Origin of the sequence: Streptomyces yokosukanensis (assembly GCF_001514035.1) — a bacterium.
Lineage (GTDB): Bacteria > Actinomycetota > Actinomycetes > Streptomycetales > Streptomycetaceae > Streptomyces > Streptomyces yokosukanensis.
This window is the reverse complement of record NZ_KQ948210.1, coordinates 392,626-418,175: the sequence shown is the minus strand read 5'-3', so window position 1 is coordinate 418,175 and position 25,550 is coordinate 392,626. Positions and strand designations below refer to the sequence as shown.

General features: G+C 72.1%; 24 protein-coding genes. 10 read left to right on the top strand and 14 right to left on the bottom strand.

What is annotated here, in order from left to right; translation table 11 throughout:
• The first annotated feature begins 658 nt into the window (after positions 1-658).
• Positions 659-2,272 (top strand): peptide-N4-asparagine amidase, encoded by a 1,614-nt coding sequence (locus AQI95_RS14670; RefSeq protein ID WP_244188743.1) that lies wholly within the window; start codon positions 659-661, stop codon positions 2,270-2,272.
• Positions 2,273-2,439: 167 nt separating this feature from the next.
• Positions 2,440-3,825 (top strand): cation:dicarboxylate symporter family transporter, encoded by a 1,386-nt coding sequence (locus tag AQI95_RS14665; RefSeq protein ID WP_067122547.1) that lies wholly within the window; start codon positions 2,440-2,442, stop codon positions 3,823-3,825.
• 129 nt (positions 3,826-3,954) lie between these two features.
• On the opposite strand, the gene AQI95_RS14660 is transcribed toward AQI95_RS14665, so the two are convergent.
• Positions 3,955-4,404 (bottom strand): MarR family winged helix-turn-helix transcriptional regulator, encoded by a 450-nt coding sequence (locus AQI95_RS14660; protein WP_067122544.1) that lies wholly within the window; start codon positions 4,402-4,404, stop codon positions 3,955-3,957.
• Positions 4,405-4,518: 114 nt separating this feature from the next.
• Between AQI95_RS14660 and AQI95_RS14655 the strand changes: the two genes are divergently transcribed.
• On the top strand, positions 4,519-6,327 hold the full coding sequence (locus AQI95_RS14655; RefSeq protein ID WP_067122540.1) for an ABC transporter ATP-binding protein: 1,809 nt from the start codon (positions 4,519-4,521) through the stop codon (positions 6,325-6,327).
• 238 nt (positions 6,328-6,565) lie between these two features.
• Here AQI95_RS14655 and AQI95_RS14650 read toward each other — a convergent pair whose 3' ends face one another.
• Positions 6,566-7,657, bottom strand: coding sequence for an NAD(P)-binding domain-containing protein (locus AQI95_RS14650; protein ID WP_067122537.1), 1,092 nt, complete (start codon positions 7,655-7,657; stop codon positions 6,566-6,568).
• A gap of 97 nt (positions 7,658-7,754) precedes the next feature.
• Here AQI95_RS14650 and AQI95_RS14645 point away from each other — a divergent pair, with 97 nt between their 5' ends.
• The 3 genes from AQI95_RS14645 (at position 7,755) to AQI95_RS14635 (ending at position 10,509) form a co-directional block, all read left to right on the top strand.
• Positions 7,755-8,132 (top strand): helix-turn-helix domain-containing protein, encoded by a 378-nt coding sequence (locus AQI95_RS14645; RefSeq protein WP_067122534.1) that lies wholly within the window; start codon positions 7,755-7,757, stop codon positions 8,130-8,132.
• Positions 8,133-8,202: 70 nt separating this feature from the next.
• Entirely contained in the window at positions 8,203-9,102 is a 900-nt protein-coding gene (locus AQI95_RS14640; RefSeq protein ID WP_079071254.1) for a helix-turn-helix domain-containing protein, read from the top strand.
• Between the two features lie 300 nt (positions 9,103-9,402).
• A complete protein-coding gene (locus tag AQI95_RS14635; RefSeq protein WP_244188742.1) occupies positions 9,403-10,509 on the top strand; it encodes a homogentisate 1,2-dioxygenase in 1,107 nt (368 codons plus the stop codon).
• Between the two features lie 87 nt (positions 10,510-10,596).
• Here the strand turns inward: AQI95_RS14635 and AQI95_RS14630 are convergent, their stop codons facing one another.
• The 4 genes from AQI95_RS14630 to AQI95_RS50360 form a co-directional block, all read right to left on the bottom strand.
• A complete protein-coding gene (locus AQI95_RS14630; RefSeq protein WP_067122531.1) occupies positions 10,597-11,604 on the bottom strand; it encodes an ABC transporter substrate-binding protein in 1,008 nt (335 codons plus the stop codon).
• Between the two features lie 55 nt (positions 11,605-11,659).
• The gene (locus tag AQI95_RS14625) at positions 11,660-12,397 is read right to left on the bottom strand and encodes an ABC transporter ATP-binding protein (protein WP_067122528.1); all 738 of its coding nucleotides are present in this window, start codon (positions 12,395-12,397) and stop codon (positions 11,660-11,662) included.
• Positions 12,370-13,272, bottom strand: coding sequence for an ABC transporter permease (locus AQI95_RS14620; RefSeq protein ID WP_067122524.1), 903 nt, complete (start codon positions 13,270-13,272; stop codon positions 12,370-12,372). The genes AQI95_RS14625 and AQI95_RS14620 overlap by 28 nt, the downstream gene beginning before the upstream one ends.
• A gap of 178 nt (positions 13,273-13,450) precedes the next feature.
• Positions 13,451-13,534, bottom strand: a complete 84-nt coding sequence (locus tag AQI95_RS50360) for a putative leader peptide (RefSeq protein WP_313884353.1) — start codon at positions 13,532-13,534, stop codon at positions 13,451-13,453.
• A gap of 122 nt (positions 13,535-13,656) precedes the next feature.
• Here AQI95_RS50360 and AQI95_RS14615 point away from each other — a divergent pair, with 122 nt between their 5' ends.
• On the top strand, positions 13,657-14,079 hold the full coding sequence (locus tag AQI95_RS14615; protein WP_067122521.1) for a secondary thiamine-phosphate synthase enzyme YjbQ: 423 nt from the start codon (positions 13,657-13,659) through the stop codon (positions 14,077-14,079).
• A gap of 81 nt (positions 14,080-14,160) precedes the next feature.
• Here AQI95_RS14615 and AQI95_RS14610 read toward each other — a convergent pair whose 3' ends face one another.
• On the bottom strand, positions 14,161-14,952 hold the full coding sequence (locus AQI95_RS14610) for a helix-turn-helix transcriptional regulator (RefSeq protein ID WP_067122518.1): 792 nt from the start codon (positions 14,950-14,952) through the stop codon (positions 14,161-14,163).
• Between the two features lie 431 nt (positions 14,953-15,383).
• Positions 15,384-15,785 carry a DUF5997 family protein gene (locus tag AQI95_RS14605; protein WP_067122515.1) on the bottom strand — a complete coding sequence of 134 codons (402 nt, stop codon included), beginning with the start codon at positions 15,783-15,785 and terminating at the stop codon, positions 15,384-15,386.
• An 82-nt stretch (positions 15,786-15,867) separates the two neighbouring features.
• Here AQI95_RS14605 and AQI95_RS14600 point away from each other — a divergent pair, with 82 nt between their 5' ends.
• Positions 15,868-16,650 (top strand): LysR family transcriptional regulator substrate-binding protein, encoded by a 783-nt coding sequence (locus AQI95_RS14600; RefSeq protein WP_208614174.1) that lies wholly within the window; start codon positions 15,868-15,870, stop codon positions 16,648-16,650.
• A gap of 73 nt (positions 16,651-16,723) precedes the next feature.
• On the opposite strand, the gene AQI95_RS14595 is transcribed toward AQI95_RS14600, so the two are convergent.
• The 3 genes from AQI95_RS14595 to AQI95_RS14585 all read right to left on the bottom strand — a co-directional run bounded on the left by AQI95_RS14595 (position 16,724) and on the right by AQI95_RS14585 (position 19,527).
• Positions 16,724-18,187 (bottom strand): MFS transporter, encoded by a 1,464-nt coding sequence (locus tag AQI95_RS14595; RefSeq protein ID WP_067122509.1) that lies wholly within the window; start codon positions 18,185-18,187, stop codon positions 16,724-16,726.
• 145 nt (positions 18,188-18,332) lie between these two features.
• Entirely contained in the window at positions 18,333-19,022 is a 690-nt protein-coding gene (locus tag AQI95_RS14590; protein ID WP_067122506.1) for an HAD family hydrolase, read from the bottom strand.
• A 28-nt stretch (positions 19,023-19,050) separates the two neighbouring features.
• Positions 19,051-19,527 (bottom strand): Lrp/AsnC family transcriptional regulator, encoded by a 477-nt coding sequence (locus tag AQI95_RS14585; protein WP_208614173.1) that lies wholly within the window; start codon positions 19,525-19,527, stop codon positions 19,051-19,053.
• Positions 19,528-19,756: 229 nt separating this feature from the next.
• On the opposite strand from AQI95_RS14585, the gene AQI95_RS14580 reads away from it, so the two are divergent.
• Together AQI95_RS14580 and AQI95_RS14575 are read left to right on the top strand one after the other, a co-directional pair.
• Positions 19,757-21,283, top strand: a complete 1,527-nt coding sequence (locus AQI95_RS14580) for an FUSC family protein (protein ID WP_067122504.1) — start codon at positions 19,757-19,759, stop codon at positions 21,281-21,283.
• A gap of 202 nt (positions 21,284-21,485) precedes the next feature.
• The gene (locus tag AQI95_RS14575) at positions 21,486-22,523 is read left to right on the top strand and encodes a lactonase family protein (protein ID WP_067122501.1); all 1,038 of its coding nucleotides are present in this window, start codon (positions 21,486-21,488) and stop codon (positions 22,521-22,523) included.
• A gap of 194 nt (positions 22,524-22,717) precedes the next feature.
• On the opposite strand, the gene AQI95_RS14570 is transcribed toward AQI95_RS14575, so the two are convergent.
• The 3 genes from AQI95_RS14570 to AQI95_RS14560 all read right to left on the bottom strand — a co-directional run bounded on the left by AQI95_RS14570 (position 22,718) and on the right by AQI95_RS14560 (position 25,481).
• Entirely contained in the window at positions 22,718-23,644 is a 927-nt protein-coding gene (locus AQI95_RS14570) for a sirohydrochlorin chelatase (RefSeq protein ID WP_107121640.1), read from the bottom strand.
• A 188-nt stretch (positions 23,645-23,832) separates the two neighbouring features.
• Positions 23,833-24,807: an N-acetylglucosamine kinase gene (locus tag AQI95_RS14565; protein WP_067122494.1), complete on the bottom strand. Its 975-nt coding sequence runs from the start codon at positions 24,805-24,807 to the stop codon at positions 23,833-23,835.
• Entirely contained in the window at positions 24,804-25,481 is a 678-nt protein-coding gene (locus AQI95_RS14560) for a uracil-DNA glycosylase (RefSeq protein WP_067122491.1), read from the bottom strand. The genes AQI95_RS14565 and AQI95_RS14560 overlap by 4 nt, the downstream gene beginning before the upstream one ends.
• Between the last annotated feature and the right edge of the window lie 69 nt (positions 25,482-25,550).

The window sequence follows — 25,550 nt, the reverse complement described above, 5'->3', positions numbered from 1 at the left end:
GTGGGGAAGCACGGGGAGGCGGCGGAGAGCGGTGACAAGCCGTGAAAGGTTCGCGTCGCCGAGTGGTGAATTTCAAACGGTTTTCCTGACGGAGCGGTGCAATCAACTGGCTTCAGGCCAATGGGGCGCGCGGCCACGGAGCACGGGTCCGGCTTGGCCGGCGAGCCTCGACGGACCCGCAGCGGCCGGTCGGGACGGCCGGTCGGGGGCCTGAGGTCGTCGTGGTGACGGACTTCGGGACTCCTGCGGCGCCCCGTCCGCCTGTGGCACCGACGCGTCCGGCCCGACTCGCTCCGTTGGGTCGGAGGGCTCTCGCGGCCGGCCGAGCGGAGCCCGAGGACGTCGACTGCGCCTCGAGTGCCCCACGACCGGCCCGCTCGCAATGGCCGGAAGGGCGGGACCGAGGAGCATCGCGACTTCGGCTTCGACTACGCCGTCGCCATCGACCGGAGGCGTCGTCCGGCCACCCGTCGGACGACGGTCCGCGTGCGTCGGCGGGCCCAAGGATCCGGCGCCGCATCCCGGTGATGGTGATAGTGACGGTGACGGGCGGCAGAAAGGAATTGCGCGCCTGGCGCGCCGGCACCTGTGCCCGATCGCGCCGTTCCTCCCGAGGCGTCATTGCGGCCGAGCCCCGAATCCCCGTAGAACACCGGCCATGAGTAGACGGATAGTCATGTCCATGCTCGCCGGAGTGACCCTTCTGGTGAGCGCGTTCTTCGGCACCGGAGGCGCCGCTGCCGCCCAAGCGGCCGACGTTCCGCCCGAGTTCGGTACCGACTGGCACGACCCGGTCACCGCGGCACCCCCGGTCGACCGGCCCCACGCCACGTCGTGTCAGGTCACCCTCGCCGACGTCCAGTTCCGCGACTTCACGCCGTACCGAGGTGCCTACACCCCGCCCCAGGGCTGCGGCGACCGTTGGAGCAAGGTCGTCCTGCGGCTCGACGGCAAGGTGAAGGGCCGTCAGTACGACCGTCTCGGCTATCTGCATGTCGGCGGGGTCGAGATCCTGCGCACCTCCACGCCGGAGCCCTCGCCCGACGGCATCGCATGGCACGTCGAGAAGGACGTGACCCGCTACAGCGACACCTTCCGCAGCGCGCAGGACGTCGAGATGCTGATCGGCAACGTGGTGGACGACACGTACACCGGTGTCATCGATGTGCACGTCACCCTGACCTTCTACGCGGGCCGCCCCGCAGAGCGGACCCCCGACCGCGTCCTCACACTCGCCGACACCCCCGACGGTGCGACCCTCACCACCCCGCGCAACAGTGAGCGGATCGTCGCCGAGGTCTACGCGACCGGTTCGGGCGGCGGCTGCGAGGAGTTCTGGTACCTCACCGTGGCCGACCCGGCGTCGTACTCCTGCAAGGCCGATCACGGTCCTTACCGCGAGGTGCAGATCAGCATCGACGGCCAACTCGCCGGAATCGCCGCGCCGTTCCCGAACGTCTGGACCGGCGGCTGGTCCAACCCCTTCCTCTGGTATGTCCTTCCGGCGCCGCACGCCTTCGACGTGCGGCCCCTCGCCTACGACCTCACGCCCTTCGCGGGCCTGCTGGACGACGGCCGTCCGCACCGCGTCGACGTCTCCGTGGTCGGCGTGCCGGCAGGCCAGTCGGGCTGGAGTGCGCCGGTGAACGTCCTGGTCTGGCAGGACGCGCACCGGGCCCACGTCACCGGCGCGCTGACCGTCCACCGGGCGACGGACATCGCCAATTCCTCCACCTACACGCCCGGTTCGGAGAACCGTGTGAACACCGACGCCGGACATCGGCTCACCGTGTCCGGATACGTCGACACCTCGCACGGCCGGGTGACCACCACGGTCGCCCGCACGCTCGCCGACACCTCCGTCCACCGGTGGACCGACGGCGAGAACACGGACGGGCTGAACGCGACGTGGTCCGACGACCAGACGGTCACCGTCGGCGGAGACGGTCCCGCCCGGACGACGCACACGTACCGGACGTACACCATGGACGGCGCCACGACCATCGGCACGGACGACCGGCTGCGCACCGTGCTGACGCTCGGCGACCGCGCGTCCGTCGTGGAACTGGGGGACGGCCGGCGCACCGTGTGGTCGCGGCTGGACGACACCTACAGCGGCGACGCGGCGTACACGATCAACGTCCCGCGCGACCAGCGGCACGCGGTCGGCACGTCGAGCGAGCGCTATCGGCTGTACGGCACCGACGGCTGCTACGACCGCTCGCTGGCCACGGTCCAGGGGGTGTTGACGCAGGACCGCGAGCGGTGTTGAGGGCACGGATGCGCAGTGCGCCACGCGCGCGGTGATTTACACGGCTGTGACACGGGTGTCTCAGCGGGGATCAACGGCACCTCCAGAGTGATCGACGCGGAAGCCTTTTTTCGTATCGCAGAAGTCCCGTCCAGCTTCTGTGTGCCGACGTCCCCCAAGGAGTGCCCGTGCCGCAGTCCGTACCGTCCCTGCCGCGACGCGTCGCACGCACACTGCGTACGTCCCTCTTCGCGCAGGTCGCCTGCGCGCTCGTGCTCGGCATCGCCGTCGGGAAGCTGTGGCCGGAGTCGGCCACGGTTCTCCAGCCGCTCGGCGACGGCTTCGTGCGCCTGATCAAGACGGTCATCGCGCCGCTGGTGTTCTGCGTGGTCGTCGTCGGCATCGCCAAGGCCGGTGATCTGAAGGCCTTCGGGCGCATCGGGCTGAAGGCCCTGATCTGGTTCGAGGTGGCGTCCACGGCCGCCCTGACCCTCGGCCTGGTCGCCGCGAACCTGGTCGGTCCCGGCACCGGGATGCATGTGGACGCCTCGAAGCTCGACGCCTCGGCGGTCGATCGGCAGACCCAGGGCGGCGCACTGCCGTCCACGACCGAGTTCGTCCTGAACGCCCTGCCGAACAGCGCCGTCGGCGCCTTCGCGGACAACGCGCTGCTCCAGGTCCTCGTCCTGGCCTGCTTGGTCGGCGCGGCACTGCTCCACCTCGGCCCCGGCAAGGTCCCGCTGATCCTGCCGGCGATCGAGCAGGCGCAGGAGGTCGTCTTCGCCGTCGTCGGCTTCGTCATGCGGCTCGCCCCGCTCGCGGTGTTCGGCGCCATGGTCCACCTCGTCGGCCAGTACGGCCTCGGGATCATCACGACCTACGGCAAGCTCATCGCCTTGTGCTACGCCGTCGCCGCCGCCTTCCTGGCGCTGCTGGGGGTCGCGCTGCGGTTGGTCACCGGGCTCAGCCTGGGCAAGTTCGTGCGCTATACGCGCGCGGAGATGCTGCTGGCCCTCGGCACGGCCTCCAGCGAGAGCGTCATGCCGCGCATGATGCAGAAGCTGCGCCGGGCCGGCTGCCGGAACGACGCCGTGGGCCTGGTGCTGCCCACCGGCTACTCCTTCAACCTCGACGGCGCCTCGATCTACCTCTCCGTCGGCACCCTGTTCATCGCGCAGGCGGTGGGTGTCGACCTCGACCTGGGGCAGCAGATCACGGTGGTCCTCGTGCTCATGCTGACCAGCAAGGGCATGGCGGGCGTGCCCGGTTCGGCCTTCCTCGCGCTGTCCGCGACCGCGACCTCGCTGGGCGTCGTCCCCGCCGGAGCCGTCGCCCTGCTCCTCGGCGTGGACCGGATCATGGACTCCATGAGGGTCACCACCAACCTGCTCGGCAACTGCGTCGCCGTCTTCGCGGTCTGCCGCTGGGAGGGTGCGCTGGACATCGAGCGGGCCAGGAAGGTGCTGGACGGGGAGGGCGCGGACATGTCCGACGAAGGCGTCCAGGCGGCACCGGCCATGGGGGCGCGGACGAGCGCGGAGGCCGTCAAGGAGCCCGCGTCGCAAGCGGGCTGACCGATGCCGGCCGACCGCATGCCGGCCGACCGAGGTCGGCGGGCCGTGCGCCGGGGGCCGTGTGCGGTCCGCCCGGCTGGAGGTACGACGGCCCGGTGTCCCTCGGGGCTCCGTGCGCGGCGGCGCTGCTCAGCAGGGCGTGCCGCCGTCCCTCTCGATCAGGGTGTCCAGCAGTACGCCGAGCACCTGGCGCTCCTTCTCCGTCAGCGGCGCGAGGATCTCCTCGGCCGCCGAGCGGCGTGCGCCGCGCAGCTCGCGCAGGGTCGTGCGCCCCTCGTCCGTCAGCTCGATCCGGGTCACGCGCCGGTTCGCCGGGTCCGCCACCCGCCGTACCTTCCCGCTGGCCTCCAGCCCGTCGACCAGCGTCGTCACCGCCCGCGGTACCACTTCCAGGCGTTCGGCGAGGTCGGCCATGCGCGGAGGCGAGGCGTAGTGCGCGAGGGTGCGCAGCAGCCGGGACTGAGCCGGGGTGACGCCCAGCTCGTGCCGTTCCAGATGGCGCTTCTGGATGCGGTGCACCCGGCGGGTCAGCCGTAGCAACTGCTCGGCGAGCAGGCCGTCGGGATCTGGGGTGGTCATGCGGGAACAATATCAGGATGCCGTTCATTGTGAGTATAGGTAACAATGAGCTATGATCCGTTCGTCATCGTCGGCCGACTTCCGGCCGGCGCCCGTTCACCTCCGTAGGAGCCCATGCATCCCGACCGTGAAACGTCCTGGACCCCGCCTGCCGACGCCAAGGAACAGCCCCGGCAGGTGCGCCGCATCCTGAAGCTCTTCCGTCCCTATCGCGGGCGGCTCGCGATCGTCGGCCTGCTGGTCGGCGCCTCCTCGCTGGTCTCGGTGGCCACGCCGTTCCTGCTCAAGGAGATCCTGGACGTCGCGATCCCCCAGGGCCGCACCGGCCTGCTCAGCCTGCTCGCGCTCGGCATGATCCTGAGCGCGGTCCTCTCCAGCGTCTTCGGCGTGCTCCAGACGCTGATCTCGACCACCGTCGGCCAGCGCGTCATGCACGACCTGCGCACCGCCGTCTACGGCCGCCTGCAGCGCATGTCGCTGGCCTTCTTCACGCGGACACGCACCGGCGAGGTCCAGTCCCGGATCGCGAACGACATCGGCGGCATGCAGGCCACCGTCACCTCCACCGCCACCTCCCTGGTCTCCAACGTCACCAGTGTCGTCGCCACCATCGTCGCGATGGCCGCCCTCGACTGGCGGCTCACGATCGTCTCGATGCTCCTGCTGCCGGCGTTCGTCTGGATAAGCCGCCGCGTCGGCAACGAACGCAAGAAGATCACCACACAGCGGCAGAAGCAGATGGCCGCGATGGCGGCCACCGTCACCGAGTCGCTCTCGGTCAGCGGCATCCTGCTCGGCCGCACCATGGGCCGCTCCGACTCGCTGACCGCGTCCTTCGCGGAGGAGTCCGAGCGACTGGTCGACCTGGAAGTGAAGTCGAACATGGCCGGCCGCTGGCGCATGGCCGTGATCACCATCGTCATGGCCGCGATGCCCGCCGTCATCTACTGGACCGCAGGCCTCGCCCTCCAGTTCGGCGGCCCCAAGGTCTCCCTCGGTACCATCGTCGCCTTCGTCTCGCTCCAGCAAGGGCTGTTCCGCCCGGCCGTGAGCCTGCTCGCGACCGGTGTCCAGATCCAGACGTCCCTCGCGCTCTTCCAGCGCATCTTCGAGTATCTGGACCTGCCGATCGACATCACCGAGCGCGAGCGGCCGGTGCATCTCGATCAGATCAAGGGTGAAGTCCGCTTCGAGGACGTCGAGTTCCGCTACGACAACGACGACAGGACCCGTCCCGTCCTGGACGGTGTCGATGTCACCGTTCCCGCGGGCGGCAGCCTCGCCGTCGTCGGCCCGACCGGAGCCGGCAAGTCCACGCTCGGCTATCTCGTGCCGCGGCTCTACGACGTCACCGGTGGCCGTGTCACGGTGGACGGCGTCGACGTCCGGGACCTCGACTTCGACACCCTCGCCCGCGCGGTCGGCGTCGTCTCGCAGGAGACTTACCTCTTCCACGCCTCGGTCGCCGACAACCTCCGCTTCGCCAAGCCCGACGCGACCGACGAGGAGCTGCGGGCGGCGGCCGGTGCGGCGCAGATACACGACCACATAGCCGCCCTGCCCGACGGCTACGACACGGTCGTCGGCGAACGCGGCCACCGCTTCTCCGGCGGTGAGAAGCAGCGCCTCGCGATAGCCCGCACGATCCTGCGCGATCCGCCGGTCCTCATTCTCGACGAGGCGACCAGCGCGCTCGACACCCGTACGGAGGCCGCCGTCCAGCAGGCGATCGACGCCCTGTCGGCCGACCGGACGACGATCACCATCGCCCACCGCCTGTCGACCATCCGCGGCGCCGACCAGATCGTGGTCCTCGACTCCGGGCGGGTCACCGAACGCGGCAGCCACGAGGAACTGCTGGAGCTGGACGGGCGGTACGCGGCGCTGGTGCGCCGGGACGCGCAGCTGGCACCGGCGAGCTGAGAGGAGGCGTGACGTCCGACGGCGCACCCGAGGAGCCACCGCCCATTGCGCTGGTCGTCCCGGAGGGCTACCTGTGCGCAGCGCGACGCGACGGACGTCCGCCAGGCCGTCACCGCAACGTGGCCGACGTCAACGCCCTCCACCAGAGCGCGGAGCAGGAGCGGACCCGAGTCAGGACCCGGCCGCTTGCGCGTCCTCCGGCCACTTGCGCGTCCTCCGTCCGCTGATCCGGTGGGCCTCAGGCGGCGGCCGGCTGCTCCTCCGCCGTCGATTCCCTCGTCGATTCCCTGATGTCCCGGACGGCCGCGCGGCCGGCGCGGTTGGCGCCGATGGTGCTGGCCGAAGGGCCGTAACCGACGAGGTGGACGCGTGGATCGGCCGCCGACCGGGTGCCCTCGACCCGGATCCCGCCGCCCGGCTCGCGCAGCCGCAGCGGACGGAGATGGTCCAGCGCGGCCCGAAATCCGGTCGCCCACAGGATGACGTCGGCGGTGATGTGCCGTCCGTCGTCCCACGCCACACCGTCCGGGGTGATCCGGTCGAACATCGGCCGGCGGTCCAGCACCCCGTCCGCGAGCCCCTGCCGGACGGCCTCGTTGAGGGGTAGCCCGGTGACCGAGACCACACTGCGCGGCGGCAGCCCCTGCCGTACCCGTTCCTCCACCAGCGCGACGGCCGCACGGCCGGCCTCCTGGTCGAACGGTCCCTCGCGGAAGACCGGCGGCCGCCGGGTGACCCAGGTGGTCGCGGCCGCGTACGGTGCCAGTTCCAGCAGATGCTGGGTGCCCGAGGCGCCGCCGCCCACGACCACCACCCGCTGCCCGGCGAACTCCTGCGGCCCGGCGTACTGCGCGGTGTGCAACTGCCGTCCGCGGAAGGTCTCCTGGCCGGGATAGCGCGGCCAGAACGGCCGGTCCCAGGTGCCGGTCGCGTTGATCAGGGCCCGGGGGGACCAGATGCCCTCCGACGTCTCCACGCGCAACCGTCCGCCGTCTCCTTCCCCGACGGCCAGTACGTCGACGGGTCGACGCACCCGCAGGTCGAAGACGTGCTCGTACCGTTCGAAGTACTCACCGATCACCTCCGCCGAGGGCCGCGCGGGGTCGGCGTCCGTCAGTTCCATGCCGGGCAGCGCGTGCATCCCGTGCACCTTGCCGTACGTCAGCGAGGGCCACCGGAACTGCCAGGCGCCGCCCGGCGCGGGGGAGTGGTCGAGGACCACGAAGTCGCGGTCCGGCTCGAATCCGGTGCGCCGCAGGTGATAGGCGCTGGACAGCCCGGCCTGACCGGCACCGATGACGACGACCTCGACCTCACGCGATTCGTTCACGTTTCTACCAACCGGGAGCCCGGCGCGAATCTTCCCGCGGCCCGGCACGGCAAGAAAGGGTCTGTATTCGCTTTCCGGAGCAATCAAAAATAGTGTCATGACCGCCGAGCAGCGGAAGATCCGACCGATGAACACTGCGGAGGAAGCCCTGGTTCGCTCGATCGACCGGATCGTCCATGTGCTGCCCAGAGCCCTGGACGCCGCCATGCAGCAGGAGCAGCAGATCTCGCTGACCGAATACCACGTGGTCACGCGGCTGCAGGCGCGGGACCTGGTGGAACGGGTGCGCGGCACGGATGACCGCCGCGGCCGGCACGCGGTGCTCACCGACAGGGGCCTGGCCCGGCTGCGCGAGGGGTGGCCGAGCAATCTGGATGGTGGGCGTCGCCATCTCCTGGATCATCTCGAGGGCTCCGACCTGCACGCTCTGGCACAGGCCTTCGCCGCCATAGGTGAGCCGGCCGACAGTCGTTGAGGGGCTCCGGTGCCGTGAGGCTCCATGGGCATGGCCGACACAAGGCGAAATCTGGGGGGTTCAGGCTCGTATGACGACACACGCAAGCAGCTTGGCCGCGTTCCTGCGCTCGTGCCGGGAGCGGCTCAAGCCGGAGACGGTGGGGCTGACCTCTCAGGGGCGGCGGCGTACGCCGGGGCTGCGCCGCGGGGAGCTGGCCACACTCGCCGACCTGAGCGTCGAGTACGTGGAACGCCTGGAGCAGGGCCGGGACACCAACCCCTCCGGTGCGGTGCTCACCGCGCTCGCCGACGCGCTGCGCCTGTCCAGTGACGAGAAGCGGCATCTCGCGCTGCTGGCCATGAGACAGCACAGCGCCATGCTCCTTCCCGCGCCTCCTCCGGTCGGTGACGATCCGCGCCCCGGCGTGCGCGACCTCCTGGACCGCCTGGATCCCACTCCGGCGTGTCTGCTCGGGCCGGTCTACGACGTCGTGGCATGGAACCGTGCGGGGGAGACGGTGGCCAGGCAACTGGGTGTGCTGGACACGGACCCGCCGAATCTCACCCGCTACCACTTCCTGCACCCCATGGCGCGCCGTATCTTCGACGATGCGTCGTGGGCGGAGACGGCGGACGAGGTGGTGGGCTGGCTACGGGCCGCCGAGCCGGACTGGGGATCCGACGACGCGTTCCGTGCCCTGCTCGACGACGTGCACGCGGTACCCGAGTTCGCTTCACGATGGGCGGCCCACACGGTGGCCTCCAGACGGCCGGCCGGCAAGCGCTTCTGGCATCCACGGGCCGGGCACCTGAACATCCGGCTCGAGATCCTCTTCGTGGGGGAGGCCAGCCACTGGATCCAGCTCTGGCTGCCGAGCGACAAGGGCACCGCCGCGGCCTTCGACGCCCTCCTTCGCACGCAGGCGAGCCCCACGCCTCCCGGCCCCGACGGCGCCCTCGCCCGGGGAAACGAAGCCCACCGGCTCTGAGAGAAGCCGGTGTTCCGGTACCGCCCACCCGGAGGGGAACCAACCGCCTTCGGGCCGTGAGCTATGGGCCGTGGGCCGTGGGCCGTGGGCCTGGGTCGCGGCTGCTGGGCAGCGGGGTCTGGGCTGCTGGGTCTGGACTGCGGGGCGCAACGTCTCCCTGCCACTACGGGGATCCCCACGGCGTTCCTGCGCGAGGCTTTCAGCGTGCATCGTCAGGGCGAGAGGTCCCACGGAGCGAAAGGGAGCAGTCCGATGGAACTCAGGCCGATGCGATCCTGGATTCATCACAGTCGAGGAAAAGTGCTGCGCCAGGCGGTGACGGGACGCCACGAACTGGGCGGCCTGTACGAGGACATGATCACGCGGCAGGGCTTCGAGGGACGTGACGCGTACCTGTACCGGCGCAGCGAGCCGACCCGCTGGAAGCGCGCCGGAGGGGGCGCGGTAAACCGCAATTACGACGGGCAGCTGCTGGAGCCCTCCGACCGAGCCCTTCCCGGCGGCGGCCCACTGCGTCTGTTCCACAACCCCGGCCTGTCCATCTGGGTCAGCCGGCGCAGCGCGAACATGCCGTACTCGGCGCGCAACATCGACGGGGACGAGCTGTACTTCGTGCACGAGGGCACCGGCACCTTCTACACCGAGTTCGGGCCGATCCCGTACGAGCCCGGTGACTACGTCCTGGTACCGAAGGGCGTCACCTACCGGATCCGCCCGGCCGGCCCCGTGAACTACTTCCTCGTCGTCGAGTCGGCCGAAGAGCTGGGCTTCGCCGACACCGGTGCGTTCGGCCGCCGCGCCCCCTTCGACCCGGGGCTGCTGTACGTACCGTCCCCGGAGCTGGACGAGCTGGGTGACGGCTGCGACGAGAACGGAAAGTGGCCGGTCCGGCTCAAGATGCGCGGCGAACACACCACCGTCGTCTTCGACCTCGACCCCATCGACGTCGAAGGCTGGTCGGGCGATCTGTTTCCGTTCAAGATGAACATCCGCGACTACCGGCCGATCATGAGCGACCGCATCCACGTCATGCCGTCCGCCTACGCCGTCTTCGCCACATCGACCTTCATGGTGGGCAATTTCCTCCCCCGCCCCTTCGAATCGGCCCCGGACGCGGAGCAGTTCCCTCCCTACCACCGCAATGTGGACTACGACGAGTTCACGTTCTTCCACAGCGGGACGGTCCTCGGCATGCCCATCGCCCCGGCCACCATGTCCCTCGTGCCGCAGGGTCTGCACCACGGCCTGCCCGCCGAGCTCCAGGAGCAGGTGACCAAGAACCTGAAGCCGGGTGACCGCATCGACACCGAGGTCGTCTTCGTGGACACGAAGGTGCCGTTGACCCCGACGGCGGAGGCCGATGCCACGCGGCACACGGGCCAGGACTCCGGCCGGATCGGCATGTAACCCAGGGGGCGCACGGGCACACAAGCGGCACCCGCCGGCTCGCGGGACCCTCACCGGGCGGCGAACGAACCGTGGTGGCGGTCCCGCTCAGCTCTTCGCCGGAGTCGTCGACGGCGGCAGGTCGCCGTTGAACCGCGGGTCCACGAAGGCGCCGAAGTCCACCTTCTTCGGGATGAGCCTCAACTCGGTGAAGGTGTCGGCGATCTGCTGCTCGGAGGCGACGAGCGGTCTGTCGACGGCGACCGCGACACGGGTGGAGTTGGTTCGCTTCACCGAGGCCAGTGCCACGTCGTACGGCAGCCCGGTGTCCTTGGCCCACACCTTGGCCCACTCCTGCTGATGGCCGTAGACCCAGACCTGCGCGCGTCGCAGCCGGGCCAGATAGTCCTTGACGGCGGCGGCCTTCTTCGGGTCCCCGAGCGCCGAGGGCGCGGCCACCTGGAAGGTGAGCCCGTTGGTGATGCCGTCGCCCGTGGTCAGCACCCGGCCCTGCCCGGCCTTGAGGATCTGAGAGGTGTACGGGTCCCAGACCGCCCACGCGTCGACCTTGCCGGAGGTGAACGCGGCCAGGGCGTCGGCCGGCTGGAGATACTTGACGTGGACGTCGGACAGGCCCAGCCCGGCGGCCTTGAGCGAGGCGATCAGCTGGTAGTGCGCCGACGAACCCTGCGCCACCGCGATCGACTTCCCCTTGAGCTGGTTCGGCACGGTCAGCCTGGAGTTGGTCGGCACGAGGACCGCGTCGCCCTTGGAGGTGCCGTGCCAGGCGGCCACGACGGAGATCTTCGAGCCGGCGCTGGCCGCGAACACGGGCGGGGTGTTGCCGACGCCGCCGATGTCGACGGCCCCCGCGTCGACCGCCTCCAGCAGCGGCGGCCCGGAGGTGAAGGTCGACCACTTGATCTTGTAGTTCAGGTTCTTCAGCTCACCGGCGGCACGCAGGACGGCCTCCGAACCGCCCTTCTGGTCACCGACGTCGAGGGTGACGGACCCCTGCCCGTCGGTGCCGGTGCCGGCGGACGCGTTCCCTCCGCAGGCGGTGAGCAGAAGCGCGAGGGGGAGGAGCCAGGCGCTGGGGACGAGGCGTCGGCGCATCAGGGTTTCCGTTTCTGTGCAGGAGTTTCAGGTCTGTGGCGGAGTTTCAGGGGGGTCAGGAGGCCTCGGCGGCCGTGTCGACGCCGAGCCGCTCCAGCAGCCCGGCACGCAGCGCGGCGAAGCGGGGGTCGGTGATCCCGCGCGGCCGGTCGAGGTCGATGCGCTGCTCGTGGGCGATCCGGCCGCCGTCCATCACCAGGACCCGGTCGGCCAGCAGCACGGCCTCCTCGACGTCGTGCGTGACCAGCAGCACGGCGCAGCCGCGGCGCTGCCACACCTCCCCGACCAGCCGCTGTGCCTTGATCCGGGTGAGCGCGTCGAGGGCGCCGAACGGCTCGTCGAGCAGCAGCAGATCGGGCTCGCGCACCAGAGCACGGGCGAGGGAGGCGCGCTGCGCCTCGCCACCGGAGAGCGTCTTCGGCCAGGCACCGATCCGGTGACCGAGGCCCACCTCGTCCAAGACCCGTTCGGCGACGGCGCGTTCGGGCCTGCCGGGCAGACCGAGCAGCACGTTGCGCCACACCTTCTTCCAGGGCATGAGCCGGGGTGCCTGAAAGGCGACGGCCCGGCGGCGCGGGACCAGCGCCGTGCCCTGGATGTCGCGGTCCAGCCCGGCGAGGATGCGCAGCAGGGTCGACTTGCCGCAGCCGCTGCGGCCGAGCAGGGCGACGAACTCGCCGGGAGCGATGTCGAGGCGGAGGTCGTCGATGACGGCACGTCCGTCGAAGGCGCGGGTCAGCCCCTCGACACGGACCGCGTGTGCGGTCACCGGCCGGTGAACGTCGGTCGCCATTGCAGCAGCAGCCTTTCGAGGGAGCGGACGACGAAGTCGGCGAGCAGGCCGAGGAAGGCGTAGACGATCAGGCAGACCACGATCACGTCGGTCCGCAGGAAGTCCCGCGCCTGCACCATCAGGAAGCCGATGCCGGCGTCGGCGTTGACCTGCTCGGCGAAGACCAGCGCGAGCCAGGCGATGCCGAGTGCGTAGCGCAGCCCGGTGAGCGCGCCGGGCAGCGCGCCCGGCAGGACGACGTGCCGCGTCAGACCCCACCGGGACAGCCCCAACGACTCACCGGCTTCGACGAGTTGGGAGTCCACCCCGCGGATCCCGGCGTAGACGTTGAGATAGATCGGGAAGGTCACTCCGAGCGTGATGATGGCGGTCTTCGGGGCCTCGCCGATGCCGAACCAGATGATGAACAGCGGGATGAGACCGACGAACGGCACCGTCCGCAGCATCTGCACCGGCGCGTCCACCAGGTCCTCGCCGATCCGGAACAGGCCCGAGACCAGGGCGAGTCCGGTGCCGATGACGGTCCCGAGCAGCAGCCCGGACGCGACGCGCCGCAGCGAGGTCCCCATGGCCGTCGGCAGCGAACCGTCACTCACCAGGTCCCAGCCGACCTGGGCGATGCGGCCCGGCGAGGCGAGCACATCGGACGTCAGCACCCCGGTGGCGCTGAGGACTTGCCACATGGCGAGCAGCACGATCGGGCCTGTGGTGCGGCGCACCCAGCGGGGGACGCGGAACCCGCGGGAGAACGCGGGGACGACGGGCTGGAGGTCGAGGGGGCCGGGTCCAGGGCGCTCCGCACCCGGACGCTCGGACTTGGACATGGCCGAAATATCGGGCTCGGGTGAGCTGGGTGGGGCATGGCTGATGCTCATGAGCACTCCACACGGGCGAGGGTGGGGCAGGAGTTGGGCAAGAGTTTGGGGCAAGGGTTTGGGTGGGGAGGCGCGGATCGGCGCCGACACCTCATGCCTGCCTCAAGGGCACGTCAGGGGTATGGCAGGGAAGCCCGGAGAAGGGCGAGACAGGAAGGAGCGGGAATCCGAGAGGGCGTCAGCGGCCGCGGCGACACGCGGCGGAGGCCACCCGCAGCAGGTCGATGTGACCGCGCGTGGTGAGCAGGGCTGAACGCAACATGCGGCAGAACGTAGCCAGCGTGCCGCGCCGTGGTCAACGGTGTCTCGACCTGTGGACCGTGCGTATCAGAAGGCGATCGTGCCACAGAGTGTGAGAGTCGGTGCGTGGGTCAGGATGGGGGCATGCCAGATGCCTTCACCACCCGAACGCTGAACGTCCCCACCGGCTCCCGGGAGCGCGTCGTCGACCTCACTGCCGACTGCGAGGAATTCCTGCGGGAGGCGGCGGCCGGCCGCGACGGCCTGCTCAACGTCTTCGTCCCGCACGCCACCGCCGGAATCGCCGTCATGGAGACGGGCGCCGGCAGCGACGACGACCTCCTCGCCACCCTGCACACCCTGCTCCCCGCCGACGACCGCTGGCAGCACCGCCACGGCACCCCCGGTCACGGCCGCGACCACGTCCTGCCGGCCATCGTCCCGCCCCACGCGACGCTCCCGGTGATCGCCGGCCGCCTGGAGCTCGGCACGTGGCAGTCGGTCTGCCTGGTCGACACCAACCGCGACAACCCCGAACGCACGGTGCGCCTGAGCTTCCTCGGCTGACTCCGGGCAGCGCGGAGGCGATTCGCGGGCGACCGGGGGAGGAGCCTCGCGGGTGACGAGTCCCGAAGGACGGGCCCCGGCTCACCGGGGACCGGGCGGTGGCACCAGGCCGAGCCGCTGGGCCCGCAGTACGGCGCCGAGCCGATCCCGGGTGCCCAGCTTGCGATAGATGTTCTCGACATGCTTGTGCACCGTGCGGGCCGAGATGCCGAGGCGGCGCCCGATCGCGTCGGCGGTGAGCGTGTCGGTGAGCAGCAGCAGGACGCTCGTCTCACGCGGCGTCAGGGCACAGTCCGCCGCCCGCGCGTCCGGCGCCTGCGCCGGGCCGAGCACGCGCCGCCACCCCTCCAGCAACTGCCGCTGCCGCTCGACGCCCGCCAGCAGCGGTTGTGCGCGCTCCGCCATGGCGAGATGGTCGTCCGTGAAGTCCGTACCTGCGCGGTAGACCAGACAGCCGGTGATCGGCGTGGTGCTCTCGGGGAGCGGCACACCCAGGACATGGTCGACGTCCCACACCTCGCCGAGCAACCGCGCCGTCGCACTGTCCGGCCAGCCGCGGCCCGCAGCCCGGCGTGCGGAGACCGGCAACCGGTCGGTCCGGTTCGCGTAGTGGTGGGCGAGAGGGTAGCCCGCGCGCAGCAGGGTCAGGTCCTCGTCCCCGAGCCGCTCCAGCTCGGCCGAGGCACCCCCGGGCGCCACACCGATCGTGCCCTCGCGCTCGCTCCAGTCGTCCAGCTTGTGGACGACCGCCTCACCGCCGCACAGGTCGGCCAGCGCGCCCGCGAGCATCGGCCACAGACGGGCGGGATCCCGCTCGTGCAGTGCGGCGACGGCGACGGCCGTCATGCGTTCGTAGGCCCTTTGCAGCCCCACCTGCTTCCCCTCCGGTCGTCCCGCACCCCGTCCTCGCCTCGCGCGTACGTACTTCTACGCATACCCCCGCCTCCGCCGGCTGCCGCAGACTGCAACCCTGCGGCACCGGCTCGGTGGACGCATGCCCGGCGGGCCGCCGGCACGGGGGAACGGCGGCCCGCCCGGTGTCGCAGCCCTGGCCCTCCCACCGGCCTCGGTGCCGGACAGCACCGGACGGCCCCGACCGCCCGCACGGCGGCGCCCGCCCGGCACCGCCCGGAGCGGCTCGAGTGGCCCTCGTAGTCGCCGGCCGACACCCACCCCCGACGTGCCTCCCACACCCGCGTTGCTCAATTGACGGGAACTGTAGGGCAGACCACTGACAGCGCCCTCCGACGGGCGGAGGGCGCTGTGGACGAACGACAGAGAGCGGGGAGCGGGAGCGGAGGAGGTCAGTCGCGCTCGGCGGCGCGCTGCTCCTTCTCCTGCTTCTGCTGCTTGATCCGCACGGCTTCCTTGCGGACCTCGGCCTGGGTGGCGCGCTCCTTCTCCAGCCACTCGGGCCGCTCCTGCTTGAGCGCCTCGATCTGCTCGGTGGTCAGCGCTTCGGTGACGCCGCCGCGCGCGAGGCCGGCGATGGACACGCCGAGCTTCGCGGCGACCACCGGACGAGGGTGCGGGCCGTTGCGCCGCAGCTCGCTCAGCCACTGCGGCGGGTTCGCCTGCAGCTCGTTCAGCTCGGCGCGCGTGACGACGCCCTCCTGGAACGAGGCGGGGGTGGCGGGGAGGTACACACCCAGCTTCTTCGCCGCGGTCGCGGGCTTCATCGTCTGGGTGCTCTGCTGCGAACTCATGAGGTCCAGGGTATCGGCCGCGCCCCGCGTCGCCGACCACGGCCGGTGACGGAGAGCAGGCCACGGCCGGTAACCTGGCCTGGTGACAGGCTCGGAGGAATCACCGTCGTTCCGGCTCGCGTACGTACCCGGAGTGACACCCGCCAAATGGGTGAGGATCTGGAACGAACGCCTGCCGGACATCCCGCTCACCCTCGTCCAGGTCCCGGCCACGGAGGTGTCCGGGGTACTGCGGGCAGGCGAGGCCGACGCCGCGTTCGTACGGCTTCCCGTGGACCGGACGTACTTCAGCGCGATCCCCCTCTACACCGAGACCACGGTGGTCGTCGTCCCCAAGGACCACCTGATCACGGCCGCGGACGAGGTGACCCTCGCCGACCTCGCCGAGGAGGTGGTCTTCCACCCCATGGACGACGTCTTCGACTGGGACGGTCCGCCCGGCGAGCCCGCCTTCGAGCGGCCCGCGACGACACCGGACGCGATCGAGCTGGTCGCCGCGAACGTCGGCCTCCTGGTCGTCCCGCAGTCCCTGGCCCGCCTCTACCACCGCAAGGACCTCACGTTCCGCCCGGTCACCGACGCCCCCGAGTCGAGCGTCGCCCTGTCCTGGCCGGAGGAGGCCACCACCGACCTGGTGGAGGACTTCATCGGCATCGTCCGCGGCCGCAGCGTCAACAGCACCCGGGGCCGCGCCAAGCCCCCGGCCGAGCAGAACCAGAAGCGCTCCGAGCCGAAGGGCACCCGCCAGAAGCCGGCGGCGAAGTCCACGGGCCGCACCCCTCGCGCCCGCGCGGCGGGAGGCGGCACCCGCTCGGCGGGAGCGAAGCAGACCCCGAGGCGGGGCAAGCCCCGCCGGAAGTCGTGAGGACCGGGACGACGACTGCGACCGCGTCCTCGCCCGAGCCGCCGGGGCATTGCGCGACGCCCGCCACCACTGGCTAAGCCTCCTGCCGTGCCGCCTCCCGCTGCTGTTCCGGCTGCGGGCGGGAACGGCGTTCGCGGAGGTCCGCGAAGGCCAGGCAGAGGGCCAGCAGGATGATGGCGACAGCGGTGAGCAGGCCGTGCTGGAAGGCGGTCGCGGGGCTCGCGCGCTTGGCCAGCTGGGCGAAGTACACCGAGCCGACCGCGGCGACACCGGCCGCCGAGCCGATGCGCTGCGCGGTCTGCAGCACCCCGCCCGCCGCCCCGCCCCGCCGCACGGGCACCAGGGACAGCGTGAGGGTGGTGTTCGGGCTGATGGTCAGGCCGGAGCCGACGCCGGCGACGAGCAGCGGCAGCGCGGCCGCCCAGGCCACGTCCCGCCCCGGTACCCAGTGCACGGCCGCGACGACGCCGAGCATCCCCACCGCCACCGTGGACAGGCCGGCGATGACCAGCCTGCGTCCGAAGCGCACCACCAGGCGCCCACCGGCCGCGGCACCCACCGCCGACCCCGCCGCGAAGGGCATGGACGACAGGCCCGCCGCGAGCGCGCCGTAGCCCATGCCGTTCTGCAGGAACAGCGTGTAGACGAAGAACAGCGTCGTGAAGCCGCCGAAGTACACGAGACTCAGCAGCGCGCCGAGCGAGAAGGAGCGCAGCGAGAAGAGCCGCAGGTCGACCAGCGGCGCCCGGTCGCGCCGCCCCTGCCGCCGCTCCCACGCCCAGAACGCGGCCAGCAGGCCGGCGCCGACGGGGAACAGGGCCCACTTCAGCCGCCCGTGCCACTGCTGTTGCTGCACCAGGGGCAGCATCAGGGCGAGCACACCGGAGCCGAGGAGCAGGACGCCCGGTACGTCGAAGCACTCGCGCCTGTCCGAAGAGCCGGGGGAGCGGGGCAGCAGACGCAGCCCCGCGCAGAACACGGCCAGCCCGATGGGCAGGTTGACGTAGAACACCCAGCGCCAGCCGTCGGGGCCGCCGGCCGCCTGGATCAGCAGACCTCCGGCCAGCGGGCCGAGCGCCGTGGAGATGCCGATGGTGCTGCCCATCATGCCGAAGGCGCGGGCCCGTTCCGCTCCCTGGAACATCTGCTGGATCAGCGCGGAGGTCTGTGGCGCGATCAGGCCCGCCGACGCCCCCTGGACCAGCCGGAACAGCACCAGCCAGGTGGCGCCGGTGGACAGTCCGCAGGCCGCCGAGGCGAGCGTGAACAGCGCGAGCCCGGTCAGAAAGGTCTGGCGCCGCCCACGCAGGTCACCGAGCCGTCCCGCCGGGACGAGGACCAGGCCGAGGGTGAGGGCGTAGCCGGACATCACCCACGACAGGTCGGCCGTGCTGGCGTGCAGTCCGTGCTCCATGGACGGCAGCGCCACGTTCACGATCGACGTGTCGAGCAAGGTCATGAAGGCCGCGGTGAGACAGACGGCGAGCGCTTGCCACCGGCGGTCGTGCCGGGCCGGCCCGGCTCGGTCTGTGGTCATGGGCTCACGCTAGGCAGCCACCGCGCCCCGCGCACGGCGGGAACAGCCCGCCGCGCCGTCGCCGGACGGGTACGACGCACCTTCGGGGCACGGCCGCCCCCGACGCACGCGGCAGCGCCCCCTTGCTCCGGAAGGGTGTCCCGGCTCAGGCGGATGTCCCCCGCAGCCATGCGTACACCGACTGCGCGGTGAACTCCGGCTGGCCGCCGCGCAGCAGCAGGCTCGCGGTGGCGAACTCGGGTGCGGCGGCCTGTGCGGCGACGTACGGGATCGCGATGCACCGCATGCCGGCCGCGTGGGCGGCGGCCGCGCCCGGCGCCGCGTCCTCCAGCACCACGCAGTGCGCGGGGTCCGCGCCGAGCCGCCGGGCCGCCTCCAGGAAGACGTCCGGGGCGGGCTTGCCGCGCGGGACCTCGTCGGCCGAGACCACCGTGCGCAGGAACGCGTCCAGGCCGGTGCCCGCCAGAATCGCGTCGATGGCCTCAGCGGACGAACCCGAGGCGACCGCCATCGGCACGCCCTGCGCGGCCAGCAGCTCCACGAACGTGCGCATCTGCGGGTACGCGCGCGTGCGGGTGCGGGCCAGTTCGAGATAGCGGCGGTTCATCGTGGCCAGCAGTTCGTCCACCGAGGCGCGCAGTCCGTGGCGCGCCCGCAGGCTGACCACCGTCTCCTGGGTGCTGATGCCCACGTAGCCCTCGTGGTCCGCCCAGCTGAAGTCCCGGACGCCGTGCTCGGCCAGGGTCTGTCGGCTCGCCTCGTAGTAGTTCGGCTCGCTGTCCACCAGCGTTCCGTCGAGATCGAAGATGGCCGAGAGGGCGCCGAGTTCGCTCATGCCGTCCAGAATGCCAAGAGGCAGGCCGTCAGGTGCGGACCGCCCGGCCCACCGACTCCACCAGGGGCAGCAGCCGGTACGGGACGCGCTCGCGCAGCGCCACCTCGGTGCGGGTGCGCACCACCCCCGGCAGGCTGATCAGCTTCTGGATGACGTCCTCCAGGTGGGCGTTGTCCCGGCCGACCACCCGGGCGAGCAGATCCCCGCCGCCCGTGATCGAGAACGCCTCCACGATCTCCGGTACGGCGGCCAGCGCGTCCCCCACGTCGTCCAGATGGCCCTGGGTGACCTCGATGTGCACGAACGCCAGCACCGGATGGCCCAGGGCGGCGGGGGAGAGGGAGGGGCCGGTACCGGTGATCACACCGTCGCGTTCCAGGCGGTCCAGCCGGGCCTGGAGCGTGCCGCGGGCGACGCCGAGGACGCGGGCGTACTCGCGCACGCTGGTGCGCGGCTGCTCAAGGAGCAGCCGCAGGATGCGGGTGTCGAGTTCGTCCACGGCCATGATGGACGACTGTACCAATGGCTCAGCCCTGGGCCGCCCGCATAGGCCCTCCGACCTGGTCCGTTGGCTTTTGATCGGCCGCTCGCAGCCATCTCGTCCAGTACCAATGGACCAGTGAATCGGCGATCACTTGAGCCAGTAGCCCCGGTGATGCTCTCATGGACACGTCGATGGCGCTGCGGGTCTCCGCGGCGCCTTTTGTGTGCCGTGTTCCATGGGGAGGACAGCAGTGCTGAAGAGGGTGTTCGTGGCTCCGGATCCGGGTCGGGCGCGGCTGCGCTTCGCCGCGCGGGCCGTCCTCGGCATCGGCCCCGCGGTCGTCGTCTGCCTCCTGGTCGGACACTCCCTCGTCGGCGCGGTCACCGGCGGCCTCGCCGCCCTGCTCACCCTGTTCACGGTCGCCGATCCGACCGTGCGCGGACAGGCGGTCACCACCGCGCTGCTGCCCGTCGTGGGCATGCCGGTGCTCGCCGCGGCGGCCGAGCTGCACTCCGTCCCCGTCGCACGCGACCTGGCCTTCCTCGCCGTCGTCGGCGCCGGGGTGTACGCGCGCCGGTGGGGTCCGCGCGGGCACAGCCTCGGTGTGTTCGCCTTCATGACCTTCTTCGTGGCCCAGTTCCTGCACGCCACGCCGGCGCAGCTGCCCGAGCTGTACACGGCCGTCCTGCTGTCGGTGCTCAGCGCGGCCGCGGTGCGCTTCGGTGTGTGGTGCTACGAGCGCCGGCTGCCCCCGCCCGCCGTACCCGCCCCCACCCTCGGCTCCACCCGAACGGGGGGACCCGTGTCGCCCGCCGGTCGTGGCCTGGCCCGGGTGACCACGCGGCAGGCCGTGCAGGCGACCGCGGGCGCGGGCTTCGCGCTGGTCGTGGGCCAGCTGGTGTCCGGACAGCGCTGGTACTGGGCCGTCGGCGCCACCTGGTGGATCTTCGTCAACACCGCCTCGCGCGGCGAGACGCTGGTCCGCGGCTTCCGCCGGGTGCTCGGCACGGTGATCGGCATCTGCCTGGGCTTCCTCGTCGCGGTACCCGTGCACGGCGCCCCGGTCGCGACGGCCGTGCTCGTCGCCGTCGCCGTCTTCGGCATCTTCTACACGGCGGCCGTCTCCTACACCTGGATGATGCTCTGGGTGACCCTGCTCGCCGAACTGCTCTACGGCCTGCTCGGCGTCCTGAACCCCGGCCTGCTGGCCCTGCGCCTGGCCGAGACCGGCGTGGGCGCGCTCGGCGCGGCGCTCGCCGTGCTGTTCGTCCTTCCGGTCACCACCCACGCCATCACGGACGCCTGGATCCAGCGCGCCCTGCGCTGTGTGCACGCCTGTACGGCCGAGGCCGCGGCCAGGCTCGCGGGTTCGACGACCGCCGACCCGGCGCCGCGCGTCGCCGAGCTGGAGCAGTTGCTGGGCCGTGTCCGGCTCGCCGTCGCCCCGCTGGTGCACCCGCTGAACCCGATGTCGGCCCGCAAGCGGCGCGCCCGCCGCGTCCTCGCCCTCCTCGACGACTGTGCCCGCGAGGTGCGGGGCCTCGTGACCGTCGCCGCCGATCCCGAGGCCTCGCACGACACCCGCCTGGCCGCGGCCTGCCGGCGCGTGGAGTCCGCCGTCGACGCCCTGATCACGAGCCGCCTGGAGCCCGTACGGAGCCCCGCCGAGCCACCCGCCGAGCCCGCCCTGGCCCACCTGCACGGCCTGGAGCGCGCCCTCACCGAGCTGTCCGAGCCCCTGCGGACCCGCTCGGGTTCGCGACTGGTGGATGCCTGAGCCGGTCGGTGTGACCGCGGCCGGTGGGGGAGGCCGGCCGCCCCGGGCGTGCGGCCGGTGAGGGAAGCCGGCCCCCTCGGGTGTGCGGTCGGTGGGGCCTGCGGAGGAAGACAATCGCCGACCACACCGGCTCCTTGGTCTAGACCGCCTTGATCGACTGCTACCGTCGGCCCCGGACGGGCTCGACCGAGAGGGGACAGCGGTGGCACAGGACTGCAGGCCCGGCAGGCGCCGGGCGTTCATCGGCTCGTTCACGGCCGCGGGCGGCCCCGGCCTCGTGACCGCCGAGATCACGCCGGACAACGGCGCACTCGTCCTCGGCGTCGCCGTCAACGACGTACGCGACCCGTCCTATCTGGCCCTGTCGTCGGACGGGCGGACGCTCTACGCGGTCAGCGAGATCGCCGAGGGTGCCGTAGCCGCCTACCGTGTCCACGGCGACCGGCCGGAACTCGCCGGGACACCCGTGTCGGTGGACGCCAGCGGACCGACCCACCTCGGCCTGTACGCGGGGCACCTGCTCACCGCCAACTACGGCTGCGGCAGTGTCACCGCCGTCCCCCTGCGCCCGGACGGCACGCTCGCGGCCAAGCCCTCCGGGCGCCTCCAGCACACCGGCTCCGGCCCGCACGACCGGCGCCAGCGCGGCCCGCACGCCCACCAGGTGCAGGCCGACCCGAGCGGCCGGTGGGCCGTGAGCGTCGACCTCGGCACGGACTCGGTACGGGTCTGCACCCTCGCGGACGGGGCGCTTGCCGTACACCGCGAGTTCGCCCTGCGCCCCGGCTCCGGCCCCCGCCACCTGGTCTTTCACCCCGACGGCGCGCACGCCTACGTGGTCAACGAACTCACCCCGACGGTGACCGTGTGCCGTTGGGACGCCGAGGCGGGTTCGCTCAGACCGCTGACCGAGGTCCCCGTGCTGCCCGGCGCCCCGGCCGGGGACGCCTATCCGTCCGGGATCGTCGTCTCGCCCGACGGCCGCTTCGTGTGGACCGCGACCCGCGGCGAGGACGTCCTGTCGGTCCTCGCCGTCGAGGGCGAGGGGCTCCGGCTGATCGGCACGGTGCCCTGCGGCGGCCGCTGGCCGCGCGCGCTCGCCGAGCACCGCGGCTTCCTCTACTCGGCCAACGAGCGCTCCGGCGATGTGAGCTGGTTCGCATTGGACGAGGCGTCGGGGGTGCCCCGCTACGACGGTGCGGTACGGGTCCCCGCGGCCTCGTGCGTCGTCTTCGGCTGAGCCTTCCCGGACTTGAGCGCTCTCGGGCTTGAGTCCTCCCGGACCTGAGTCCTCCCGGACCTGAGTCCTCCCGGACTTGACCCTTCCTGGGCTTGACTCCTCCCGGGCAGGCCGAAGGGCCCGCTCCGGGGTGGGGAGCGGGCCCTGGGTCGTACGGGCGCCGCGCGGTCGCGGCTTGAGGCGGGCGGGCCGGGTCAGCGGACCGGCGTGCCCTGCGGCTGCTGCGGGGCGATGCCCAGCGCCGTCGTGTACTTGGCGAGGGCGAGCTTGCCGATCGTCGGGTACGCGCCCAACGCCTCGGCCGTGGCACAGCCCGCCTCCGCGGCGGCCGCCGCCAGCAGCGCCGGGTCGATCTCCGGGCCGATCAGGTACGGCGCCAGGGCCAGCTGCTGCGAGCCCGAGGAACGCAGCTGCTCGGCGACGGAGGAGATCGAGCCCTCCTGGTCCAGGGCCGCGGCCATCACCGGCACGGCCAGGCGCGCGGCGAGCAGCATGCCGGTGATCCCGGCCGCCTGCACCGCCTCCTCGCCCCCCACGGACGCCAGGATGATGCCGTCCGCGGCGGTGGCCACGGTGAACAGGCGCGCGCGGTCGGCACGGGCCAGACCCGCCTCCGACAGCCGCACGTGCAGCGCCTCGGCGAGCAGCGGGTGCGGACCGAGGACGTCGGTCAGATCGGCGGCGACCCGGCTGTCCATCACGCACTGGCGGATCTGCCGCAGCATGGCGCTGTCCGGGCCGGCCAGCAGCGGGACGACGACGGCGACCGGGCCGTCGGGCTCCTTGATCCCCTCGACCCCGGCGGCGACGGCCTGCTCGTACCGCGCCGTCCGCTCCCCGGCGGCGCGTGCCAGCACGGACCGGAGCGTGGGGAACTCGGCGTCGTCCCCCTCCAGGTACCCGATCCGGGCGTCCAGACCGGGCAGCTCGGAGCGGGCGATGCTCACGACCTCCTCGGCGAGGCTGCGAATGGCGGCGCTGGGCGCACCGGGCACCGCGAGGGCGAGCGCGGGCGCACCCTCGGGAGCCACCAGCGGTTCCGGTCGGCGGTGCCGTCCGGGCTGGCGGGGTCGCGGCATTCGTACTGGCAGGCCGGACTCGGGTCCAGTGGGGGAGCTCATGGCGCCGCATGTTACTGGCTTCAAGGGTTCCTCCGTTCGGGGAGGGTGCAGGTGAGCGGTATCCGTCCGGTTTTGTCTGATGAGTTACGCGCGGAGGACACATGTTCGCGGCACGTGCCGCGAACATGTGACGACAAGGGCTCCGCAAGGGTGAACAATCCGCTTTTGCCGGGAACTCGATCCCGTACTCAATCCCGTTGTACGGAGATCACATGGAGCATGGTCGGTTCACCCGGCAGGGTGAGGCGGCCGGCCGCGAGATCGGTCGCGATCCGTACCGAGCCGTGCAGGGGATCGCCCTCGGCCGGCACCTGCCGGGCGTACGGCAGCCTGGCCGCCAGCTGCTCCCGCAGGGGTACGAGGAGCGGAGCGCCGAGGCGGAACAGGCCGCCGGTGAACGCCACTCGGGACTCCCCGTCCGCCGGGCACACGGCGGCGGCGGACTCGGCCATGTGCCGGGCCGCGTCCCGCAGGATGCCCGCTGCGACCGGGTCGTGCGCGGCGCAGGCGGCCACGCGGGGCGCGAAGGAGGCCAGGACGGCCGGCCGGTCCGTGCGCGGATACAGCTGCCCCGGCAGGTCGCGCGCCGCCCCGAACTGCTCCTCGGCGCAGCGCAGCAGCGGTGCGGAGCCGCCGTCCCGGCCGTCGTGCGCGCGCAGCGCCGCCTCCAGACCGGCCCGTCCGATCCAGGCGCCGCCGCCGCAGTCGCCGAGCAGATGCCCCCAGCCGTCGGCCCGCCGCCAGGACGACAGGTCGGTGCCGACGGCGATCAGCCCGGTGCCCGCGGCGAGCACCGCGCCCGGCCGCTGTCCGAGGGCGCCGGCATACGCGGTGACGGCGTCGGCGGCCAGCGCCACACGCCGGACGCCCAGCTCCCGGGCGAGGGCGCCGGGCAGTTCGGCGCGCAGGTCGTCGCCCAGGGTGGTGAACCCGGCGGCGCCGATGACGGCCGTGGCCGGCTCGCCCACGTCGGCCTCCGCGGCACAGGCACGGGCCAGCGGGACGAGTTGGGCCATGAGATGAGCGGCATCGATGCCCCGCGCACCCGTGCGCACCGGTTCGCGCGACTCCCGCTGGGCAGCGGGTGCCCGGCCCGGCACGCCGACGGCGACCCGGAGACCGGAGCCTCCGGAGTCCACCGCCAGATACCCGGGCACGGTCACGGCAGTCGCCACTCCACCGGCTGTCCGCCCTGCTGTGTCAGCAGGTCGTTGGCCCGGCTGAACGGCCGCGAGCCGAAGAACCCGCGATCGGCCGACATCGGCGAGGGATGCGCGGACTCCACCGCCGGCAGGCTGCCCAGCAGCGGCCGCAGATTGCGGGCGTCGCGACCCCACAGGATGGACACCAGCGGCTTGCCGCGCGCCGCCAGCGCCCGGATCGCCTGCTCGGTGACGTCTTCCCAGCCCTTGCCACGGTGGGCGGCCGGGCTGCGCGGCGCCGTGGTCAGCGCTCTGTTGAGCAGCAGGACGCCCTGCTGCGTCCACGGCGTGAGGTCGCCGGTCGCCGGCTGGGGCAGCCCCAGGTCGGTGTTCAGCTCGCGGAAGATGTTGATCAGGCTGGGCGGCAGCGGGCGTACCTCGGGCGCGACCGAGAACGACAGGCCCACCGCGTGCCCCGGGGTCGGATACGGATCCTGACCGACGATCAGTACCCGTACGTCGTCGAACGGTTGCTGGAAGGCCCGCAGGACGTTGGGTCCGGCCGGGAGATAGGTGCGTCCCGCGGCGATCTCCGTGCGCAGGAAGTCGCCCATCTCGGCGATCCGTCCGGCGACGGGTTCCAGGGCCTTCGCCCAGCCCGGTTCGACGATTTCATGCAAGGGTCGTGGTGCCACGGGCGTCACCCTACTGCCGTACACGGGCAGGTGATCAACCGATGGCCGAAGGTCGGCGGAGGCGTCCCC

Excerpts from the sequence above, each read along its gene's own strand:
- AQI95_RS14570 (WP_107121640.1), bottom strand. The coding sequence starts at position 23,644 with ATGAGCTCCCCCACTGGACCCGAGTCCGGCCTGCCAGTACGAATGCCG.
- AQI95_RS14645 (WP_067122534.1), top strand. The coding sequence starts at position 7,755 with ATGACCGCCGAGCAGCGGAAGATCCGACCGATGAACACTGCGGAGGAA.
- AQI95_RS14615 (WP_067122521.1), top strand. The coding sequence starts at position 13,657 with ATGCCAGATGCCTTCACCACCCGAACGCTGAACGTCCCCACCGGCTCC.
- AQI95_RS14625 (WP_067122528.1), bottom strand. The coding sequence starts at position 12,397 with ATGGCGACCGACGTTCACCGGCCGGTGACCGCACACGCGGTCCGTGTC.
- AQI95_RS14620 (WP_067122524.1), bottom strand. The coding sequence starts at position 13,272 with ATGAGCATCAGCCATGCCCCACCCAGCTCACCCGAGCCCGATATTTCG.
- AQI95_RS50360 (WP_313884353.1), bottom strand. The coding sequence starts at position 13,534 with ATGTTGCGTTCAGCCCTGCTCACCACGCGCGGTCACATCGACCTGCTG.
- AQI95_RS14605 (WP_067122515.1), bottom strand. The coding sequence starts at position 15,785 with ATGAGTTCGCAGCAGAGCACCCAGACGATGAAGCCCGCGACCGCGGCG.
- AQI95_RS14660 (WP_067122544.1), bottom strand. The coding sequence starts at position 4,404 with ATGACCACCCCAGATCCCGACGGCCTGCTCGCCGAGCAGTTGCTACGG.
- AQI95_RS14640 (WP_079071254.1), top strand. The coding sequence starts at position 8,203 with ATGACGACACACGCAAGCAGCTTGGCCGCGTTCCTGCGCTCGTGCCGG.
- AQI95_RS14595 (WP_067122509.1), bottom strand. The coding sequence starts at position 18,187 with ATGACCACAGACCGAGCCGGGCCGGCCCGGCACGACCGCCGGTGGCAA.
- AQI95_RS14655 (WP_067122540.1), top strand. The coding sequence starts at position 4,519 with ATGCATCCCGACCGTGAAACGTCCTGGACCCCGCCTGCCGACGCCAAG.
- AQI95_RS14590 (WP_067122506.1), bottom strand. The coding sequence starts at position 19,022 with ATGAGCGAACTCGGCGCCCTCTCGGCCATCTTCGATCTCGACGGAACG.
- AQI95_RS14630 (WP_067122531.1), bottom strand. The coding sequence starts at position 11,604 with ATGCGCCGACGCCTCGTCCCCAGCGCCTGGCTCCTCCCCCTCGCGCTT.
- AQI95_RS14670 (WP_244188743.1), top strand. The coding sequence starts at position 659 with ATGAGTAGACGGATAGTCATGTCCATGCTCGCCGGAGTGACCCTTCTG.
- AQI95_RS14585 (WP_208614173.1), bottom strand. The coding sequence starts at position 19,527 with ATGGCCGTGGACGAACTCGACACCCGCATCCTGCGGCTGCTCCTTGAG.